Raw genomic sequence first — 19,322 nt, forward strand, 5'->3', positions numbered from 1 at the left:
GATTACATGCGGCCGGTCCGGACATCTTGAGGAAGATGCACCGCGGTCGGCGGCTTCGCGGAGGCAGTAGCCTCATGAGGACGTTGGGAGGATTATAGTATGAAAAAATTTGCCGTGGCCGCCACTTTGGCGGCTGCTTTGATGTGTTCGGCTGCGCCGCAGGCAGCTGAGCTCGAAGTGACCCATTGGTGGACATCGGGTGGTGAATCCGCCGCTGTCGCCGAATTTGCCCGTCTGTTCGACGCGACCGGCAATAAGTGGGTCGATAGCGCGCTGGCCGGTTCCGGCACGGGCGCCAATCCGGTGATCATCAGCCGCATTCTGGGCGGCAATCCGATGGGCGCCACCCAGATGAACACCGGTCGTGACGCCGAGGAACTCATCAAAGCCGGTCTGATGACCGATCTGACCCCGATTGCACAGGAAGATGGCTGGGCCGATTTCTTTGCCGATCCCAAGCTGCTCGACGCCTGCACCTATGACGGCAAGATCTATTGCGTGCCGATCAATATCCACTCCTGGCACTGGCTCTGGCTGAGCGACAAGGCCTACAAGGATGCCGGTCTGACAACGCCTAAGGATTGGAACGAATACGTCGCTTCCTTCCCCGCTTTGCGCGAAAAGGGCATCATTCCCTTCGGTCTGGCTGCTGGCTGGCCGCTGAACGGCATTCCCGGCGTGCTGCTGGCTGACGTTGGTGGGCCTGAACTCTACCTCAAGATCAACCAGGATCACGACGCCGAGGCTGTCCGCAGCCCCGAATTCCGCAAGGTTGCCGAAGCCTGGGCCGCTGTCCGTGATGTTGTCGATCCCGCTGAAGTCGTGCCGCAGTTTGCCGACGTGGCCAACCAGCTGATCGCTGGCGAAGCTGCCGGCAACATCCATGGTGACTGGATCCAGGGCGAATTCGCGCTGGCCGGCGCCGTTCCCGGTACGGATTACGAATGCCTGCCAGGCCTGGGTCTGTCCAACCGCATCGAAGGCGGCGGCGACGCGTTCTACTTCCCCAAGCTGCCTGAAGGCACGGCGCAGGACGTTCTCGACGCCCAGGTCACGCTGGCAAAGCTGCTGGTTTCTCCCGAAGCCCAGGTTGCCTTCAACCTCAAGAAGGGCTCCATGCCGATCCGCACCGACATCGATATGTCGTCGGCCAATGATTGCATGAAGAAGGCGATCGAAATCCTCAAGGGACCGGACGGCCTGCTGCCCGGTGGCGAAACCCTGAACTCGAGCGACACCCAGCAGCAGCTGGACGATCTCAATCAGGAATTCTTCGCCGACAAGTCCTACCCGATCGATGACTATATCGAGGCTTACGCCCAGATCATCGACGCCGCTGACTAAGCGCGACGCCGGGGCAGCCTTCGCGGGCTGCCCCATTTTCGCAAATTGCTTTTAGCCGGAGTAGGCAAGACCCATGACCGAAGCCCAGTCCCTGCACGGGGCGACTGCACTGGAGCGGACCCGTCCGCCTGGTCTGTTGTATAATTTATTCGTGCGCAATATCAGCGCCAAGCTCGCCGCCAGCCCGATGGTTGCCATCGTGCTCGTCGTGTTCATCGGCTGCACGCTATGGACCATCTGGTTCTCCTTTACCGATTCCCGTGCATTGCCCAATGGCGCCTTTGTCGGTTTCGATCAGTATCAGCGTCTCTTCGCCACGCGCCGCTGGCGCATTTCGGCGACGAACCTGCTGACTTACGGCATTTTCTCGCTCGTTTTCACCATGGTGGTGGGCTTCGTGCTCGCCGTGCTCATGGATCAGCGCATCCGCTTTGAAGACGGTTTCCGCACCATTTTCCTCTATCCATTCGCGCTGTCCGGCATTGTCACCGGCCTGGTGTGGCAGTGGATCATGAACCCAACACTGGGCCTGCAATCCACCATGCGCGGCCTGGGCTGGACCAATTTCACCTTCGACTGGATCACCAATACCGACATGGTGCTCTATGCGCTGCTCATCGCCGGCCTCTGGCACGGCACGGGCTTTGTCATGGTGCTGATGCTCGCCGGTCTGCGCAGCGTCGATGGCGAAATCTGGAAAGCCGCCCGCGTCGATGGCATTCCAACCTGGCGCACCTATCTGCAGATCGTGCTGCCCATGATGCGCGGCGTCATCGTCACCACCCTGGTGATCGTCGGCTCCGGCATTGTCCGCACCTACGATCTGGTGGTGGCGCTCACCAATGGCGGTCCGGGCCTGTCCTCGGAAGTGCCCGCCAAATACGTCATCAACTACATGTTCTCCGCCGGTAATCTCGGTCAGGCGCTGTCCGCCTCCACCGTGATGCTCCTGACCGTTTTCGTCCTGCTCATTCCATGGGTCATCGTCGAATTCGGCCCCAAGAAGCACACGTAGGAAGGACCGGTCATGACCACAAACGCAGAAGCCAGCGGACCCCGCCCGCGCTCGTTCTTTACCCCTACGCGGATCATCATCTACGGCATCATCATCGTCGCAGCGCTCTATTACCTGCTGCCGCTCTATGTGATGATCACCACCTCGCTCAAGGGCCTGCCCGAAATCCGCTGGGGCAACATCTTCGCCCCGCCGCTCGAAGTCACCTTCGAGCCCTGGGTAAAAGCCTGGACCAGCGCCTGTACGGGCCTGACCTGTAACGGTCTGGCGCCCGGGTTCTGGAACTCGGTCAAGATCACGCTGCCCTCCACCATCGTCTCGGTGTTCATCGCTGCGGTCAGCGGCTATGCGCTGGTCAACTGGCGGTTCAAGGGCTCCGAATTCTTCTTCACCGTGCTGCTGCTCGGCTCGTTCATTCCCTATCAGGTGATGCTCTATCCCCTGGTGATGATCACCGCGCAGATGAAGATTTTCGGCACGCTTTGGGCCGTCATCCTGATCCACACCATTTTCGGCATGCCGATCCTGACCCTGCTGTTCCGCAACTATTTTGCGTCGCTGCCGCAGGAATTGTTCAAGGCGGCGCGTGTGGATGGGGCAGGGTTCTGGCGGATTTTCTTCCAGATCATGGTGCCCATGTCGCTACCGATCTTTGCGGTCGCCATCATCCTGCAGGTCACCGGCATCTGGAATGACTTCCTGTTCGGCGTCGTCTTCGCCGGCACCCAGAACTACCCGATGACCGTCCAGCTCAACAATATCGTCAACTCCGTCCAGGGCGTACGCGAATACAACGTCAACATGGCCGCCACCATTCTCACGGCCGCCGTTCCGCTGATCGTCTATTTCGTTTCTGGAAAATGGTTCGTGCGCGGCATCGCCGCTGGCGCGGTGAAGGGATAAGCACATGCAATCCAGCGTTTCCGTCAAAGACCTGTCGCTCAATTTCGGCTCGGTCCAGGTCCTCAAGAGCCTCAATCTCGACGTCAAGCAGGGCGAGTTCATCGTGCTGCTTGGCCCCTCGGGTTGCGGCAAGTCCACTCTGCTCAATTGCATTGCCGGCCTGCTCGATGTTTCCGAAGGCCAGATTTTCATCGGCGGCAAGAACGTCACCTGGGCCGAGCCCAAGGATCGCGGCATCGGCATGGTGTTCCAGTCCTATGCGCTCTATCCGCAGATGACGGTGGAAAAGAACCTCTCCTTCGGCCTGCGCGTTGCCGGCATGAAGCGCGACGAGATCGAAAGCCGCGTCAAGCGCGCCTCCGAAATCCTGCAGATCGAGCCCTTGCTGCAGCGCAAGCCCGCCAATCTCTCCGGCGGCCAGCGCCAGCGCGTGGCCATCGGCCGGGCCCTGGTGCGCGACGTGGACGTGTTCCTGTTCGACGAACCCTTGTCCAACCTCGATGCCAAGCTGCGCAGCGACCTGCGCGTCGAGATCAAGCGGCTGCACCAGCGGCTCAAGAATACCATGATCTACGTCACCCATGACCAGATCGAGGCGCTGACCCTGGCCGATCGAATCGCCATCATGAAGAACGGCGAGATCCAGCAATTGTCGGATCCGCACACCATCTACAACAAGCCCGTCAATCTCTACGTGGCCGGTTTTATCGGTTCGCCCTCGATGAACTTCCTCAACGGCACGCTGGCCGGCGGGACCGAGCCGATCTTCACCACTGATGACGGCATTGTCGTTCCGGTGGGCCGCTATGTGTTCGACAAGGCACCGACTGGCTCGACCAAGGCGGTGCTCGGCGTTCGCCCGGAACACATCCTGCTCGGCGATGCGGCCAAGGCCATGCCCTTTTCCACCGAAGTCGAAATCGAAATCGTCGAGCCCATGGGCTCGGACACGCTGGCCTGGACCAAGATCGGCAACCATGCCGTGACCTTCCGCGCCGATAGCGATGTGCATCTCACTGTCGGCCAGAAGGTACTGGTCGGCTTCGATCCGGCGCGCGGCTCGCTGTTCGACACGGCTTCGACCAACCGGCTCTGACACTCATTATCGAGGCGTCGCGCACTGCGCGGCGCCCCATCATCCGCTGGCCGCTCCGGTACATTACTTTTCGGGCGGATCGCCTGCCTTTGCGGCGGGACAGCGCAACACAAACGCACTACCTCCTTGCCCGTCGACCGGGCACCAGCCCAAAATTATCAAGAGGCCCCCATGACCGAACTGTCATTCCAGCTCTATAGCGCTCGCAACGTCCCCTCGCTGCCCGACTTCCTAGAAACCCTTGGCAAGCTTGGCTACACGCAGGTCGAAGGCTTCGGTGGTCTCTATGCAGACGCGGCCGGTCTGGCCGCCAATCTCAAGAAGAATGGCCTCACCATGCCGACCGGCCACTTTGGTCCGGCTCAGGTCGCCGACGTCTCCGCCACGCTTAAGACCGCTGAAACCCTCGGCATCAAGAAGATCATTGTGCCCCATATCGGCGCCGAAGATCGTAGCGCCGACGAATCCAAGTGGCTCAAGCTCGCGGAGACGCTGGCCGGCCACGCCGAGACCTACACCAAGCACGGCTATGGCTTCGGCTGGCACAATCACGATTTCGAATTCGTGCCCACCACGTCGGGCCGCACCCCGATGGAAATCCTCCTCGAAACCGCTCCCAATATCGAATGGGAAGCCGACGTAGCCTGGATCGTGCGCGGCAAGGCCGACCCCATCGCCTGGTTCGACCGCTATGGCGACCGCATCACCGCCGTCCACGTCAAGGACATCGCGCCAGCGGGCGAGAATGCCGATGAAGATGGCTGGGCCGATGTGGGCTATGGCACGCTCGACTGGGACAATCTCATCACCAAGGTGAAGAGCAAGACCAAGGCGCAGTATTTCGTCGCCGAACACGACAAGCCTTCCGACGAAGTGCGTTTCGCCACGCGCTCCATCGCTACCGCCCAGAAGTGGAAGTAAGCTAAAATGGCAAAGACCTACGGCGTCGGCATCATGGGTGCCGGCAATATTTCCGCGGCCTATCTGCGCCTCGCGCCCCTGTTCAAGGGGCTCGAGGTCCGCGCGGTGGCAGACATTCTGCCCGCTGCGGCCCAGAAACGTGCCGAGGAATTCGGCGTTGCCGCCCAGACGCCCGACGAGCTGCTCAAGAACAGCGAACTCGACGTCATCGTCAACCTGACCATTCCCGCCACCCATTATTCGGTATCCAAGGATATCGTCTCGGCCGGCAAGCACGCCTATTCCGAAAAGCCCTTCGTGCTCAGCCTCGAAGAAGGCAAGGCGCTGAAAAAGGCCGCCGACGAGCGCAACCTCAAAGTGGGTTCGGCTCCCGATACCTTCCTCGGCGGCGCCCATCAGCAGGCTCGCGACATCATCGACAGTGGCCAGCTCGGCAAGATCATGAGCGGCACCACCCACGTGATGGGGCCGGGCATGGAACACTGGCATCCCAATCCGGACTTCTTCTTCAAGCCCGGCGGCGGCCCCATCCTCGATATGGGCCCATATTACGTCACCAACCTGGTGCACCTGCTCGGACCGGTAAAACGCCTCTCGGCCTTCACCAATATGGCGCGCACCGAGCGTGTTGTGACTGCCGAAGGTCCGATGAAGGGCAAGGCCGTTCCGGTCGAGACGCCGACGACCATCCACGGCATTCTCGAATTCCACAATGGCGCCGTGATCACCATCGGCGCCAGCTGGGACGTTGCCAGCCATGGCCACCACAATATCGAGCTCTATGGCACGGGCGGGTCGATCTTTGTGCCCGATCCGAACTTCTTCGGCGGCGATCTGGTCACCACCAATTGGGCCGGCGACAAGACCACCGTCACTCCGTGGGATCACCCCTTTGGCCGCGCCAATCAGGACCTCGACAAGCCGGTGCACCGCGCCAATTACCGCACGGCGGGCCTGGCTGACATGATCGCCTCGATCGATGGCGGCTACAATGCGCGCTGCGGCCTCGATGTCGCCCTGCATGTTGTCGACGTGCTCACCAGCCTGCTCCAGGCCGGCGAGACCGGTCAGGTCATCACCCTGTCGACCACCTGCGAGCGTCCGCTGGCCCTCACGCCCGCCGATGCACAGGCGCTTTTGAAGGCTTGAGGTTCGTACCTCATTGACAGGCCCCTGGGCCTGTCGAACAATGTGCTGAAAGTGGACCTCGCCCTGCGACACGCTCAGGGTGAGGTCCGCTGTTTGAAAACGGCAAAAGACCAAGGCGCCTCAGCGCCTCACGAGGAGAGAGATTTCATGCGCACCATCAAGGGTCCCGCAGTCTTCCTGGCGCAATTCGCCGGAGACAAGCCGCCATTCAATTCCTTCGACGCCATTTGCGGCTGGGCCGCCAATTATGGCTACAAGGGCGTGCAGATCCCCACTTGGGTCACCAGCCTGATTGATCTGGAAAAGGCCGCCACCTCCAAGACCTATGCCGATGAGCTGACCGGCACTGCCGCCAAGCATGGCCTCGCTATCACCGAGCTATCGACCCATCTCCAGGGCCAGCTCGTTGCCGCCCACCCGGTCTATGACACCATGCTCGATGGCTTCGCCCCGGCATCTGTCCATAACAATCCCAAGGCTCGCCAGGAATGGGCCGTGCAGCAGCTGCATTGGGCCGCCCAAGCCTCCAAAAATCTGGGCCTCACCGAACACGCGACCTTCTCGGGCGCGCTCGCCTGGCCGTTCCTGTATCCATTCCCCCAGCGCCCCGCCGGCCTGGTCGAAGAAGCCTTTGACGAACTGGCCCGCCGCTGGACGCCCATCCTCAATGCCTTTGACGAAGCTGGCGTCGATGTCGGCTACGAACTGCACCCCGGCGAAGACCTGTTCGACGGCGTCACCTTCGAGATGTTCCTCGACCGCGTGAAAAACCATCCGCGCGCCAACATCCTCTACGATCCCAGCCACATGGTGCTGCAGCAGCTCGATTATCTCGATTTCATCGACATCTATCACGAGCGCATCAAGCTGTTCCACGTCAAGGACGCCGAGTTCAATCCGACCGGCCGCCAGGGCGTCTATTCGGGCTATCAGAGCTGGATCAACCGGGCAGGGCGCTTCCGCTCGCTGGGCGATGGCCAGGTCGATTTCGCCTCGATCTTCTCCAAGATGGCGCAATATGACTTTGCCGGCTGGGCCGTGCTCGAATGGGAATGCGCCATCAAGCACCCCGAAGACGGCGCGCGCGAAGGTGCCGAGTTCATCAAGAACCACATCATCCACGTCACCGAACACGCCTTCGACGACTTCGCCTCGGCCGGCACTGACCTGGCGGCCAACCGGAAGATTTTGGGTCTGAGCTGACCTGCCCACTCAACGTGGGCTCCCCTCCCCCTTGAGGGGAGGGGCGAGGGGTGTCGTACTTTCAGTAGGGCTCGGCCATCGAGTAGGCTGAGCGCTCGACACCCCACCCTAACCCTCTCCTCAACGGGGAGGGGACCGTCTTGCGCGAGCTTTTATCGCGTTGCAAAAGAACAGAACTTGAGGAGGCATCAATGGCTGAGAACGGCGCAAAGCGCATTCGCCTGGGCATGGTTGGCGGCGGTACGGGAGCCTTTATCGGCTATGTGCACCGCGTGGCAGCCCGTATCGACGGAGACTACGATCTGGTGGCAGGCGCCTTGTCGTCGCGCCCCGAAGTGGCCAAGGAATCGGGCCGCAATCTCGGCTTTGCCGAAGACCGCATCTATACCAGCTACGAAGAAATGGCCCGCGCCGAAGCCGCGCGCCCCGATGGCATCGAGGCCGTGGCCATCGTCACGCCCAATCACATGCATTACGGCCCCGCCAAGGCTTTCCTCGAGGCCGGCATCCACGTCATCTGCGACAAGCCGATCACCTCGACCATCGAAGACGCCCGCAAGCTGGCCGAGATCAAGCCAAAGAACGGCGCCAAGTTCCTGCTGACGCACAATTACACCGGCTATCCGCTGATCCGGCAGGCCCGCGAAATGATCGAATCCGGCCGCTTGGGCAAGATTCGCGTCATCCAGGCCGAATATCCGCAGGATTGGCTGGCCGAAGCCACCGATGACGACAACAAGCAGGCCGCCTGGCGCACCGATCCGGCCCGCTCCGGCGCCGGCGGCGCCATCGGCGATATCGGCACCCACGCCTATAATCTGCTGCGCTTCGTCACCGGCCTCAAGACGGACTCCGTCTCGGCCGATCTGACCAGCTTCGTCCCCGGCCGCAAGCTGGATGACAATGTCCACATCATGCTGCGCTTCGAAGGCGGGGCCAAGGGCATGCTTTGGGCCAGCCAGGTCGCCGTGGGCTGTGAAAATGGCCTCCAGCTGCGCATCTATGGCGAAAAGGGGGGCCTCGAATGGCGCCAGGACAATCCCAATTACATGTGGTTCACCGAATTCGGTAAGCCCAAGCAATTGCTGACCCGTGGCGGTGCCATTTCCGGCAATGCCGCCTCGACTATGAATGTCCGTATTCCTTCCGGCCATCCCGAAGGGTATCTGGAAGCCTTTGCCACGCTCTATAGCCAGTTCGCCGCCGTCATCCGCGGTGAAGGCGCTGCTTACGAAGGCCTGCTGCCCACTCTGGCCGATGGCGTCGAAGGCATGCAGTTCATCATGGCGTCGGTGGCCTCGAGCCAGGCCGACGGCAAGTGGACCAAGCTCAGCGCGGTCTAAATCCCAAATTATTGAAGACGCTGGACCTCAAATCCAGCGTCTTCAAGCAGTGCCTGCACCCCACGATCACCGATCATGTGCCCGGCGCCAACGACCACCAGCGCATTCTTATTCTCGGCCAGCACGCCTTTCAGCGTCTCCGCCCAGCGCTCATTGCGGTCATAGATCAAGCGATCCATCACCACCGCCTCGTCGGTACCCAGATCCTCCATGAAATACGCCGCCAGGTTTTCCGGCGTGCCGCGTGTCCAGGCCGAGATCATCTTGCTGAGCATCTTGCTCATGCCGCCCACCTCGGCGAGCGTCGCCGCCAGCATGTCGGTCTGCTCCTGCTCCGAACCATCGGCCAGCAAGGCAAGCTGTTCCTCCCCCGTTTCGAAATACGCCTGCCGCTCTGCTGGCACTTCCCGCTGCAGCACGATATCCACCCCGCTATTGGGATCGAGCCCGGCCCGCTGTGCGACCGCGGCGGTCAGGGTGATCGAAGCCAGCCAGGGCTTGAGCGTATTGAGCAGCGGCATGGGCACGGCATATTCGCCTGAAACTTCGCGCAACAGGGCCTCCACATCCGGCGGGAGCGCTTGCGCTAAAAACTTGCCGTCATCCCGCAAGCCCAGCTCAAAACTCTTGGCCCCCAGCGTCGCCTGCGCCGCCGGGCCGACATCGGTCTCGAAGTAGACCACATCGGCCTTTGCTAGCGTTTCCGAGAACAAATCGGTCCGCCATTCCAGATCGGGCGGCAGCAGATGAAACGAACCGAACAGCCAGATCGTGCTGTCCTCGTCGCTGATCGACCACAGCGCTGGCGCCGCCTGTGCGGGCGCCGCAAGCGCGAGGAGGAGGGCCGGGAGGGCAAACAGCGATTTGGTCATGCAAAGGCTCCTTTGGACCCACCCTGCCAGAACATTGCCCGCGCCAAAACCCGAAAAGTCACAGCCAGGCGGCGACACTGCCCCACACCAGCGAAGCGCCCGACAGCAGCAGGAAGCTCAGGATAATCCGGCGAAACGCGATGGCATTCAGCCGCCGGAACAGCAACACGCCCAGAATAGCCGGCACCACCAGCGCCGGCGTGATCCAGGCAAACATAGTCAGCGCCTGTGCCGTGATCGAGCCCGAAATGGCATAGGCGGTGAGCGTCGACACATGCATGGCAATATTGAACGCCTGCAACACGCCGCGCTGCGTGTCCTTGTCCCAGCCACGCAGCGTCGTCCACAGCGTTGGCACCGGCCCCGACATGCCGCCAATGCCACCCAGCGTGCCGCCGACAAAGCCAGAAACCGCATCCGCAATACGCCCGCCATGCCGCCAGGTATAGCCAGCCGGCAACAGCAGCAGCAGCGGGCAATAGATCAATAGGAACAGCCCAAGCCCGAACTTGAACACCGTGGGATCAAGCCATTGCAGCAGCACCACGCCAACCGGCACCCCGATCAACCCGCCGACCAGCAGCGGCCACAACCGCCTAAGTTCAAATCCCCGCCACACCCAGGGCAGCGTGACCAATTGCCCGGCCAGCGCCCCGAATACCGACATCGGCGCCGCCAATTGCGGCTCCACCGCCCAAGCCCAGAACGACAGCGCCACCAGCGAAAAGGCAAAGCCCGACACGCCCTGCGCAAAGCCGGCCGCGGCCGCGCCGCACAATATGATCAGCAGGCCGGTTTCCAGTTTGCAATCTCCAAAAACAAAAGCGCCACAATCACTTGCGGCGCTCTATGGATTCAAAATGTCATGCCCGGCTAATGCGTCCAGGGCGTCTTGCGGTCGGAACGGAAATTGTCCGGATAGCTCACGCGCTTGGGCGTGGCGTCATGCGCCGGCTGCACCGTATAGGCGATGCCATTCTTCTGCGCATAGGCTTCTGCCAGTTCGAGCGTATCGAAGCTGAGCTTGATCTGCTGGCGGGTATCGGTGGAAGTCGTATAGCCCATCAATGGGTCGATCTCGCGCGGCGCGGCCGGCTCATGCACCAAAACCCATTGCCGGGATTTGCCTTTTCCCGACTGCATGGCGTTGCGGGCAGGGCGATAGATGCGGGCGGTCATGCAAAGTCCTCAACACGATGCGCATGACAAGGCCCGAAGGCCTTGCGATAATAACCTCGCCGGAACGGCTGATGTGATGGTCGGAGTACAAAGATTCGAACTTTGGACCCCCGGTTCCCAAAACCGGTGCTCTACCAGGCTGAGCTACACTCCGAGATCACCGCCTTCCGTTAGCCTGTTCGTTTCCAAAGGGCAAGCGTAACCAAGCCGATATCACACCGTTGACGGATTGATTGTGGTTGTTCACAAACCCTCATGCCCAATCTGACCGCACGCTGGCCGCTCGGCCTCACCTCGAAAAACTGGCCCAACTACGTCACGGTGCTGGTTGCCGTGCTGTTCGTGCTGATGTTTTTCGATGCCTATGTGTCGCAAAGCCTGACGGCCTGGCCCGATATCTGGCGCGGACCTTTCTATTTCCTCACCGATTTCGGCCTGTCCGACTGGGTGCTGATCCCCTCGCTGATCGTCATGATCCTGGCGCTGATCGGCCGTTTCGTGCTGCCCGCCGGCTATTATCGCCGGGCCAGCTGGGAATTGACCATGCTGGCCAGCTTCATTTTCGTCGGCGTCGGCGCCCCGGGCCTCCTCGCCAATGGGCTCAAGCGGCTTTTTGGCCGCGGCCGGCCGGCCGAATTTCTCGAGCACGGCGCCTTCGCCTTCAGGCGCATCCTCAATGATTCGACGTTCCAGAGCTTCCCGTCGGGCCACTCCACCACGGCCATGGCGACGGCCCTGGTTGTCGGCTTCGTGGCGCCCAAATTCTTCCAGCTCTTCCTGCTCATCGCCGTGATGACCGGCTTTTCGCGCATCGTCATCGGCATGCATTATCCCACCGATGTGGTCGCCGGCTTCGCCCTGGGCTGCATCGGGGCCTATGCTGTGCGCAATTTCTTCGCCGCCCGGCGCTGGCTCTTTGCCAGATTGCCGGACGGCACGATCCGCTTCCGTGGCGTGCCAAATCTGCGCCGCGTGTGGCGGCTGCTTACTCAGCGCGCCTGAACGTAGCGCGCGATAGCGGCCGCAAGGTCGGCCTTGAGATCGTCCACGCCTTCAAGCCCGATATGCAGACGGAACAGATTGCCCGGTTCCGTCCACGGCTTGGCTGTGCGATTCTTGCCCAGCTTCACCGGCAGGCACAGGCTTTCATAGCCGCCCCATGAATAGCCCATGGTGAACAGCTCCAGTCCATCGACAAAGGCCGCTACCGAGGCCCGCGGCGCCGGCTTCAGCACCACGCCAAACAGGCTCCCCGAGCCGGTAAAGTCGCGCTTGAAGAGCGCGTGGTCCGGGTGGCTGGGCAGGGCAGGGTGCAACACCGAGGCAACTTCGGGCTGCTCTTCCAGCCAGCGCGCAATCTCCAGCGCCCGCTCCTGATGCTCCTTCATCCGGATGGCGAGGGTCTTGAGACCCCGCGCCACCAGGAACGCCTCATCGCCCGAGGTGAAGAACCCCAGCAGCGCCCGCGTGTTCTCCACATCCTTCCACGCTTCTTCGGTGGTCGAGATCGTGCCGGCAAAGGCGTCGGAATGCCCGATAAACATCTTGGTGCCCGAATGCACCACGAGGTCTGCCCCCAGCGCCAGCGGCTTGTAATAGAGGGGGCTTGCCCAGCTATTATCCACGATCAGCCGCGCACCGCCCGCCTTGGCCACCCGCGCCAGCGCCGGAATATCCTGCACCTCGAATGTCAGCGAGCCGGGGCTCTCCGCCAGGATGGCCTTGGTATTGGGCTGCATCAAATCCGCCAGGCCTTCGCCGATGCGCGGATCGTAATAGCGCGCCGTCACGCCCATCTTGGTCAGGAACCCATCGGCGAATTTGCGTCCCGGCTCATAGGCGCTGTCGCAGATCAGCACGTCGTCGCCCGCCTTGACGCAGCTCAGCAACGCAATCGTGATCGCGGCGAGGCCGGAAGGTACGAGCTTCGTCCGGTAAGCGCCCTCGAGCTCGGTCACCACCGCCTCGACGCTCTCGGTCGTTGGATTGCCAGCGCGGCCATATAGGAAGCGCTGCTCCTGCGCGTCCAGATCATCCAGTGTTTTGAACAGGATGGTCGAACCGCGATAGACCGGCGTGTTGACGAATCCGAACTGGTCCTCCGGCCGCCGCCCGTGATGGGTCAGTATTGTCTCCACCGAAAGCTGAGCGGCACTGCCGCTTTTGTTCTCACTCATGCTAGGCTCGCTGCTCAAATTCACATCAAATCGGGATAAGTGTCTAATAAAGCGACAGGCATACTGTCTCAACGGGTCAACGGCCCTTGACGCAACGGTCAATAGACGCTTGCATGCTTAGCAGCATCACAACCGCCATTGAAAGGGCGGCGGTGCCACCGAAGCCACGACGTTCTCGTCAAAAGAGCTTTCGGGACACAGGTCAGGAAACTAAAGGCAAAAATCAATGCAAAAAACGCTCGTAACGTTCGCACTTGCGGCCTCCCTAGGCCTCATCAGTGCGTCTGCTGCGCACGCTGATACGCTCAGCGATGTAAAGGCCAAAGGCTATCTCCAATGCGGCGTTACCGGCGGTGTCGCCGGCTTCTCCGCTCCCGATGCCAACAATGTGTGGGCCGGCCTCGAGGTCGACTTCTGCCGCGCAGTTGCCGCCGCCATCTTCAACAATGCCGACTCGGTTCGCTACACGCCTTTGACTTCGCAGGAACGTTTCGCCGCGCTGTCTGCCGGCGAAATCGACATCCTGTCGCGCACCACCACCTGGACCATGAGCCGCGATACCGATCTGGGCATCAGCTTCATTGGCACCATGTATTATGACGGCCAGGGCTTCATGGTTCGCAAGGCAGATGGCATTGCCTCCGCGCTCGACCTGTCCGGCGCTGCCATCTGTATCGAGTCTGGCACCACCACCGAACTCAACGCCGCCGACTACTTTGCTGCCAACAATCTTGAATTCAACACCGTCGTGTTCGTCGACCAGGACGAAGTCGTGAAGGCCTATGAAGATGGCCGTTGCGACGTCTACACCACTGACGCCTCGGCGCTGGCCGCTGAACGCTCCAAGTTCGCAGTGCCGGATGATCACATCATCCTGCCCGAAATCATCTCCAAGGAGCCCCTCGGCCCCGTGGTTCGCCAGGGCGACGATCTGTGGTTCAAGATCAACCGTTGGGCTTACTACGCTCTTCTGGAAGCTGAAGAACTGGGCGTAACCTCGGCCAATGTTGATGAAATGCTCGGCTCGGATAATCCGGCCATCAAGCGCCTGCTCGGCGTTGAAGGCGACTTTGGTGCCCCCATCGGGCTGACCAAGGACTGGGCTTACCAGATCATCAAGCTGGTCGGTAACTACGGCGAGGCCTTCGAGCGCAACGTTGGTCCCTCGACCGACATCGGGCTGGAACGCGGTCTCAATGCGCTGTGGACCAATGGTGGTCTGCAATACGCGCCGCCGATCCGCTAATCGCAATCGCAAGCCCGGCGCTCCCCCAAGGAGCGCCGGTTTTGGTTTTGAACCGGCGACCTCGAACAATTGACATCACCAGCCCTGCTGGTGGCGGCGGGATTTGTTGATCCTGGCGAAGGCCAGGTTATGCCCAAGTCATGCCCGATTGACGCTCTGTTCGTAGCGGCGCCTCGGTTCACAGCAAAGGAATGCATGCCCAATGGCTGTGCAAGACAATATCGGTAGCAGCGCCCCGCGCACCTCGCTGCTGAACGACCCGGTATTCCGGGGTATCCTCTACCAGATCATCGTTGGCGGGCTGGTCGTCGCCTTCTTCTACTGGATTGTGGTCAACACCGCCCAGAACCTGGCCGCACAAAACAAGACCACTGGCTTCGATTTTCTGTTCCGCACCGCGGGCTTCGACATCAGCTTCACGCTGTTCCCCTGGAGCCGAACCTCATTCTATTGGCAGGCTTTCCTCGCCGGTCTGCTCAATACCCTGCTGGTGGCCGTCATCGGCATCTTCTTCGCCACGCTGCTCGGCTTCACCCTGGGCATAGCGCGGCTGTCGTCCAATTGGCTGATCGCCCGCGTGGCTACGGTCTATATCGAGACGATCCGCAACATCCCGCTGCTGCTGCAATTGTTCTTCTGGTATTTCGCCGTCCTCAAGGCGATGCCGGCAGTCCGCAACTCGTTCGAATTGCCGCTGGATGTCTTCATCAACCAGCGCGGCCTTATGGTGCCGCGCCCCATGCCCGATGGCGAGTTCATCTGGGTGCTGCTGGCCATCGCCATCAGCATCATTGCCGCAATAGCGGTGGGCATCTGGGCCACCCGCGAACGCACCGCCACCGGCCGTTACCCCGCTCTGGTGGTACAGGCCGCCAAGATAGCCGACGCCGTGGTCATCTTCCTGGTCGCCGCCCTGGCCTTTACCCTGCTGTCGCAATTCGTGCCGGTTTTGGCCAATTCACCCGCAATTGCCTGGGTGGTGGCGCTAGTTGCGGCCGTGGCCTCGCTCACCCGCTTTGCCCCGTATTCCAGGGCCGTGGTCGCCTTCGCCATCACCTTCGTCATCCTGGCGTCGCTGCTCCGGGCGATGTTCCCGAGCTGGCCGCCATTCGCCATCGATCTCGGCGCGGCTGTGGCCGGGCTCGTCGTGGGCTGGATTTCGCTCGAAGGCACCCTGCGTCGTCCCCCCAGCGAAGGCCGCTTCCCACTGGCACTGCTGATCCTGATCGCGGTCGGCATTCCCGCCTTGGTCTATGTGGTCACCGGCGCCCAGCTGGCGTTCGAGCTGCCCGTGCTGGAGCGCTTCAACTTCCGCGGCGGCGTGCAATTGCCGCCCGAGCTGGTGGCTCTGGTCTTTGGCCTGACCATTTACACCGCCGCCTTCATCGCCGAAAACGTGCGCGGCGGCATTCGCTCGGTCAACAAGGGCCAGACCGAAGCCGCTCAATCGCTTGGCCTCAAGGAAGGCGACCGGCTGCGCCTGGTCATCGTCCCCCAGGCCATGCGCGTCATCGTGCCCCCGCTCACCAGCCAATATCTCAACCTCACCAAAAACTCGTCCCTCGGTGCGGCCATCGGCTATCCTGAGCTGGTGAACGTCTTTACCGGCACCACCCTCAATCAGACCGGTAAGGCCATCGAGGTCATCGCCCTGACCATGGCGGTTTACCTCACCTTCTCGCTGCTGACCTCAGCCTTCATGAACTGGTATAACGGCCGCGTGGCCATGGTGGAGCGCTAGAACATGACCATGGAACACGCTTACGTTCGCGACACTATGGTGGATGCCCGCCAGCCGCCCCGCGGCACCGAGGGACCCATCGCCTGGCTGCGCCGCAGCCTCTTCGCCTCACCGTCCGATACGCTGCTCACCATTCTGGGCATGCTGTTTCTGCTCTGGGCCGTGCCCCCGATCTACAATTTCCTGATCGGCCACGCCGTCATGCCGGGCGGTACGGTGGAACAATGCCGTGCTGAAGGGGCAGGGGCCTGCTGGGCCTATATCTATGCCCGCTTCAATTTCTTCATCTACGGCTTCTACCCAATAGATCAGTACTGGCGCCCCAACATCGTCTTCGTGCTGGGCGCCGCGCTGATCGTGCCGCTGCTCATGCCCTCGGCGCCGTTCAAGCGCATCAATGCGGTGCTGTTCTTCGTCGTCTTCCCCATTGTCGCCTTCTACCTGCTCAATGGCGGCGTGTTCGGCATGCGCCATGTCCCCACCGAACAATGGGGCGGCCTGCTCGTCACCCTGATCATCTCGCTCGTCGGCATCATCTGCTCGATCCCGATCGGCATCCTGCTGGCGCTCGGCCGCCAGTCCAAGCTGCCGATCATCAAGACGCTCAGCGTCATGTTCATTGAGCTGTGGCGCGCCGTGCCGCTGATCACCGTGCTGTTCATGGCCTCGATCATGCTGCCGCTGTTCATGCCCACCGGCACGACGGTCGACAAGCTCTTGCGAGCCCTGGTCGGCGTGACCTTGTTCTCGTCAGCCTATCTGGCCGAAACCGTGCGCGGGGGTCTGCAAGCCCTGCCACGCGGCCAGTATGAGGCCGGGGCGTCGCTAGGTCTGGGCTACTGGAAACGGACCTATTTCATCATCCTGCCCCAGGCGCTCAAGCATGTGATCCCGGGCATCGTCAACAACTTCATCGCCCTGTTCAAGGACACCTCGCTCGTGTCCATCGTCGGTATTTTCGACCTGCTCAATACCGTCCAATCGGCCAGCTCCGACATCAATTGGTCATCGCCCACCCAGGCCGTGACCGGCTATGTCTTTGCTGCTGCCGTCTTCTGGGTTTTCTGTTTCGCCATGTCCCGCTACTCGCTCTGGATGGAGCGGCGGCTGGATACCGGGCACAAGAGGTAAGATCATGAGCCAAGTTTCCGAAACCACTGTCGAGCGCGCCATCGACACCTCGCAGATGACCGTGTCCGACACCGATGTCGCCATCGACGTGATCGGCATGCACAAATGGTATGCCGATTTCCACGTCCTGCGCGACATCAACCTGCGCGTCATGCGCGGCGAGCGCATCGTCATCGCCGGCCCCTCGGGCTCCGGCAAATCCACGCTCATCCGCTGCATCAATCGCCTTGAGGAGCATCAGGAGGGCCAGATCATCGTCAATGGCACCGAACTGACCGCCGATCTCAAGCGCATCGATGAAGTGCGCCGCGAAGTGGGCATGGTGTTCCAGCACTTCAACCTCTTCCCCCACCTCACCATTTTGCAGAACCTCACGCTTGCCCCCATCTGGGTGCGCGGCATTCCCAAGGCCGAGGCGGAGGCGACCGCCATGCATTATCTGGAGCGGGTCAAGATTCCCGAGCAGGCCAACAAATTCCCCGGCCAACTCTCGGGCGGCCAGCAGCAGCGCGTGGCCATCGCCCGCTCGCTCTGCATGCAGCCAAAGATCATGCTGTTCGATGAGCCCACCTCCGCGCTCGATCCCGAAATGGTCAAGGAAGTGCTCGAGGTGATGATCAACCTCGCCGAAGAGGGCATGACCATGATCTGCGTGACCCACGAAATGGGCTTTGCCCGCCAGGTGGCCAATCGCGTCATCTTCATGGATCAGGGCCAGATCATCGAGCAGAACGATCCCGAGGCCTTCTTCTCGGCGCCACAGCACGAGCGGACCAAGCTGTTCCTCAGCCAGATCCTGCATTAAATCGCAAACAGCGGAATGCCCTGTCGAAAAGCGGCAGGGCATTCCTTTGCGTGGCTTGACCGCCGGGGGGCGCCTGCCAATATGTGCGCCGAAAGGCGGCCGGATTTGACCCGTTTCATCGCGCGATTACTGTCTGCCGCCGCAGGGCTCGCCTGTGTGCTGACGCTTGCCGTCGCGCCCGCTGCCGCCCAGTCGACATTGCAGACCGTGCGCGACCGCGGATTTCTGATTTGCGGCGCCACCAGCCAATTGCCCGGCTTCGCCCAGCAGGATGCCGAAGGCCGCTGGTCCGGCTTCGATGTCGATCTCTGCCGCGGCATTGCCGCCGCCGTGTTCGGCGATCCCAACCTGATCGAATTCCGCCCGCTGCGCGGCGATAGCCGCTTCGCCCCGCTGCAGACCGGCGCCGTGGACGTGCTCACCCGCAACGGTCCCTGGACCGAGCGGCGCGACACCCTTTACGGCGCGAGCTATGTCGGCACCGCCTTTTTCGACGGCCAGGCCTTCATGGTCCCGTCATCGCTGGGTGTCGTCTCCGCCTTCGAGCTGGACGATATCAGCATCTGCGTCATCGATGGCGGCGAGGATCTGGCGCGCCTGCAGGAATTCTTCTTCGCCAACCAGGCCAGCTATACCGAAGTCCCCTATGAGGACGTGGCCGATTTGGCGCAGGCCTATCAAGGCGGCCTCTGCCAGGCGATCTCGGCCTCCGGCCGCCAATTGCAGGCCATTCGCCGCGCGCTGCCCGACCCGGCCAGCCACCGCATCCTGCCCGAGCGCATCTCCAAGGAATTGCTCGGCCCCGTGGTCCGCGACGGCGACAACCAATGGTTCAATATCGTCCGCTGGACGCTGTTCACCCTGATCGACGCCGAAGAAGTGGGCATCACCGCCCTCAATATCGAGTCGCTCTCGGCGGCGCGCACCCCTGCGGTCCGCCGCATCCTGGGTGTCGAAGGCGATTTCGGCGCGCCCCTGGGTCTCAAGAAGACCTTCATGGCCGATGTCATCCGCGCCGTCGGCAATTATGCCGAACTCTACGATCGCCATTTCGGGCCCCAAACCGGCGCCGCCCTGCTGCGCGGCCAGAACGCCCTCTGGAGCAACGGCGGCCGCCTCTACGCCCCGCCCATCATGTGATCACTTCACCTCTCCCCCTTAGGGGGAGAAGTCGGCCCATGTGAGTGGGCCTTGCTT

The 19,322-nt window shown here is 61.7% G+C and carries 18 protein-coding genes and 1 tRNA gene; 14 read left to right on the forward strand and 5 right to left on the reverse strand.

The genetic code is table 11. The annotated features are described in order from the left end of the window. The first annotated feature begins 99 nt into the window (after positions 1–99). The 8 genes from ACI3KW_RS12770 (at position 100) to ACI3KW_RS12805 (ending at position 8,974) form a co-directional block, all read left to right on the forward strand. Entirely contained in the window at positions 100–1,344 is a 1,245-nt protein-coding gene (locus ACI3KW_RS12770; protein ID WP_113123932.1) for an ABC transporter substrate-binding protein, read from the forward strand. Between the two features lie 187 nt (positions 1,345–1,531). Further along, positions 1,532–2,359: a carbohydrate ABC transporter permease gene (locus ACI3KW_RS12775; protein WP_262172098.1), complete on the forward strand. Its 828-nt coding sequence runs from the start codon at positions 1,532–1,534 to the stop codon at positions 2,357–2,359. Between the two features lie 12 nt (positions 2,360–2,371). Further along, positions 2,372–3,262: a carbohydrate ABC transporter permease gene (locus tag ACI3KW_RS12780; RefSeq protein WP_113123934.1), complete on the forward strand. Its 891-nt coding sequence runs from the start codon at positions 2,372–2,374 to the stop codon at positions 3,260–3,262. Positions 3,263–3,266: 4 nt separating this feature from the next. Next, positions 3,267–4,358 (forward strand): ABC transporter ATP-binding protein, encoded by a 1,092-nt coding sequence (locus ACI3KW_RS12785; RefSeq protein ID WP_404848401.1) that lies wholly within the window; start codon positions 3,267–3,269, stop codon positions 4,356–4,358. Between the two features lie 171 nt (positions 4,359–4,529). Beyond that, positions 4,530–5,279 (forward strand): sugar phosphate isomerase/epimerase family protein, encoded by a 750-nt coding sequence (locus tag ACI3KW_RS12790; RefSeq protein ID WP_404848402.1) that lies wholly within the window; start codon positions 4,530–4,532, stop codon positions 5,277–5,279. A 6-nt stretch (positions 5,280–5,285) separates the two neighbouring features. Next, positions 5,286–6,428: a Gfo/Idh/MocA family protein gene (locus ACI3KW_RS12795; protein ID WP_404848403.1), complete on the forward strand. Its 1,143-nt coding sequence runs from the start codon at positions 5,286–5,288 to the stop codon at positions 6,426–6,428. 147 nt (positions 6,429–6,575) lie between these two features. Then, the gene (locus ACI3KW_RS12800) at positions 6,576–7,631 is read left to right on the forward strand and encodes a sugar phosphate isomerase/epimerase family protein (protein WP_404848404.1); all 1,056 of its coding nucleotides are present in this window, start codon (positions 6,576–6,578) and stop codon (positions 7,629–7,631) included. Positions 7,632–7,822: 191 nt separating this feature from the next. Further along, positions 7,823–8,974: a Gfo/Idh/MocA family protein gene (locus ACI3KW_RS12805; RefSeq protein WP_404848405.1), complete on the forward strand. Its 1,152-nt coding sequence runs from the start codon at positions 7,823–7,825 to the stop codon at positions 8,972–8,974. A gap of 8 nt (positions 8,975–8,982) precedes the next feature. Here the strand turns inward: ACI3KW_RS12805 and ACI3KW_RS12810 are convergent, their stop codons facing one another. The 4 genes from ACI3KW_RS12810 to ACI3KW_RS12825 form a co-directional block, all read right to left on the reverse strand. Beyond that, complete coding sequence (locus tag ACI3KW_RS12810) at positions 8,983–9,846, reverse strand: TraB/GumN family protein (protein ID WP_404848406.1); 864 nt, start codon at positions 9,844–9,846, stop codon at positions 8,983–8,985. 58 nt (positions 9,847–9,904) lie between these two features. Continuing rightward, positions 9,905–10,624 (reverse strand): sulfite exporter TauE/SafE family protein, encoded by a 720-nt coding sequence (locus ACI3KW_RS12815; protein ID WP_262168263.1) that lies wholly within the window; start codon positions 10,622–10,624, stop codon positions 9,905–9,907. A gap of 95 nt (positions 10,625–10,719) precedes the next feature. Beyond that, positions 10,720–11,025, reverse strand: a complete 306-nt coding sequence (locus tag ACI3KW_RS12820) for an ETC complex I subunit (protein ID WP_113120625.1) — start codon at positions 11,023–11,025, stop codon at positions 10,720–10,722. A gap of 77 nt (positions 11,026–11,102) precedes the next feature. Next, positions 11,103–11,179, reverse strand: a tRNA-Pro gene (locus ACI3KW_RS12825). A gap of 101 nt (positions 11,180–11,280) precedes the next feature. Here ACI3KW_RS12825 and ACI3KW_RS12830 point away from each other — a divergent pair. Further along, positions 11,281–12,027, forward strand: coding sequence for a phosphatase PAP2 family protein (locus ACI3KW_RS12830; RefSeq protein ID WP_404848407.1), 747 nt, complete (start codon positions 11,281–11,283; stop codon positions 12,025–12,027). On the opposite strand, the gene metC is transcribed toward ACI3KW_RS12830, so the two are convergent. Then, the gene (gene metC, locus ACI3KW_RS12835; RefSeq protein ID WP_404848408.1) at positions 12,015–13,202 is read right to left on the reverse strand and encodes a cystathionine beta-lyase; all 1,188 of its coding nucleotides are present in this window, start codon (positions 13,200–13,202) and stop codon (positions 12,015–12,017) included. The two genes, ACI3KW_RS12830 and metC, sit on opposite strands and share 13 nt — an antisense overlap. Before the next feature lie 226 nt (positions 13,203–13,428). Between metC and ACI3KW_RS12840 the strand changes: the two genes are divergently transcribed. From ACI3KW_RS12840 to ACI3KW_RS12860, 5 genes are all read left to right on the forward strand, one after another. Beyond that, positions 13,429–14,448 carry an amino acid ABC transporter substrate-binding protein gene (locus ACI3KW_RS12840; RefSeq protein ID WP_404848409.1) on the forward strand — a complete coding sequence of 340 codons (1,020 nt, stop codon included), beginning with the start codon at positions 13,429–13,431 and terminating at the stop codon, positions 14,446–14,448. Between the two features lie 202 nt (positions 14,449–14,650). Then, positions 14,651–16,189: an amino acid ABC transporter permease gene (locus ACI3KW_RS12845; protein ID WP_404848410.1), complete on the forward strand. Its 1,539-nt coding sequence runs from the start codon at positions 14,651–14,653 to the stop codon at positions 16,187–16,189. A gap of 9 nt (positions 16,190–16,198) precedes the next feature. After that, the gene (locus ACI3KW_RS12850) at positions 16,199–17,320 is read left to right on the forward strand and encodes an amino acid ABC transporter permease (protein WP_404848482.1); all 1,122 of its coding nucleotides are present in this window, start codon (positions 16,199–16,201) and stop codon (positions 17,318–17,320) included. Between the two features lie 4 nt (positions 17,321–17,324). After that, a complete protein-coding gene (locus ACI3KW_RS12855) occupies positions 17,325–18,125 on the forward strand; it encodes an amino acid ABC transporter ATP-binding protein (protein ID WP_315974524.1) in 801 nt (266 codons plus the stop codon). 105 nt (positions 18,126–18,230) lie between these two features. Next, entirely contained in the window at positions 18,231–19,265 is a 1,035-nt protein-coding gene (locus ACI3KW_RS12860) for an amino acid ABC transporter substrate-binding protein (protein ID WP_262168257.1), read from the forward strand. Positions 19,266–19,322 lie beyond the last annotated feature (57 nt).

Source organism: Devosia sp. ZW T5_3, from assembly GCF_044987315.1.
Taxonomy (GTDB): Bacteria; Pseudomonadota; Alphaproteobacteria; order Rhizobiales; family Devosiaceae; genus Devosia.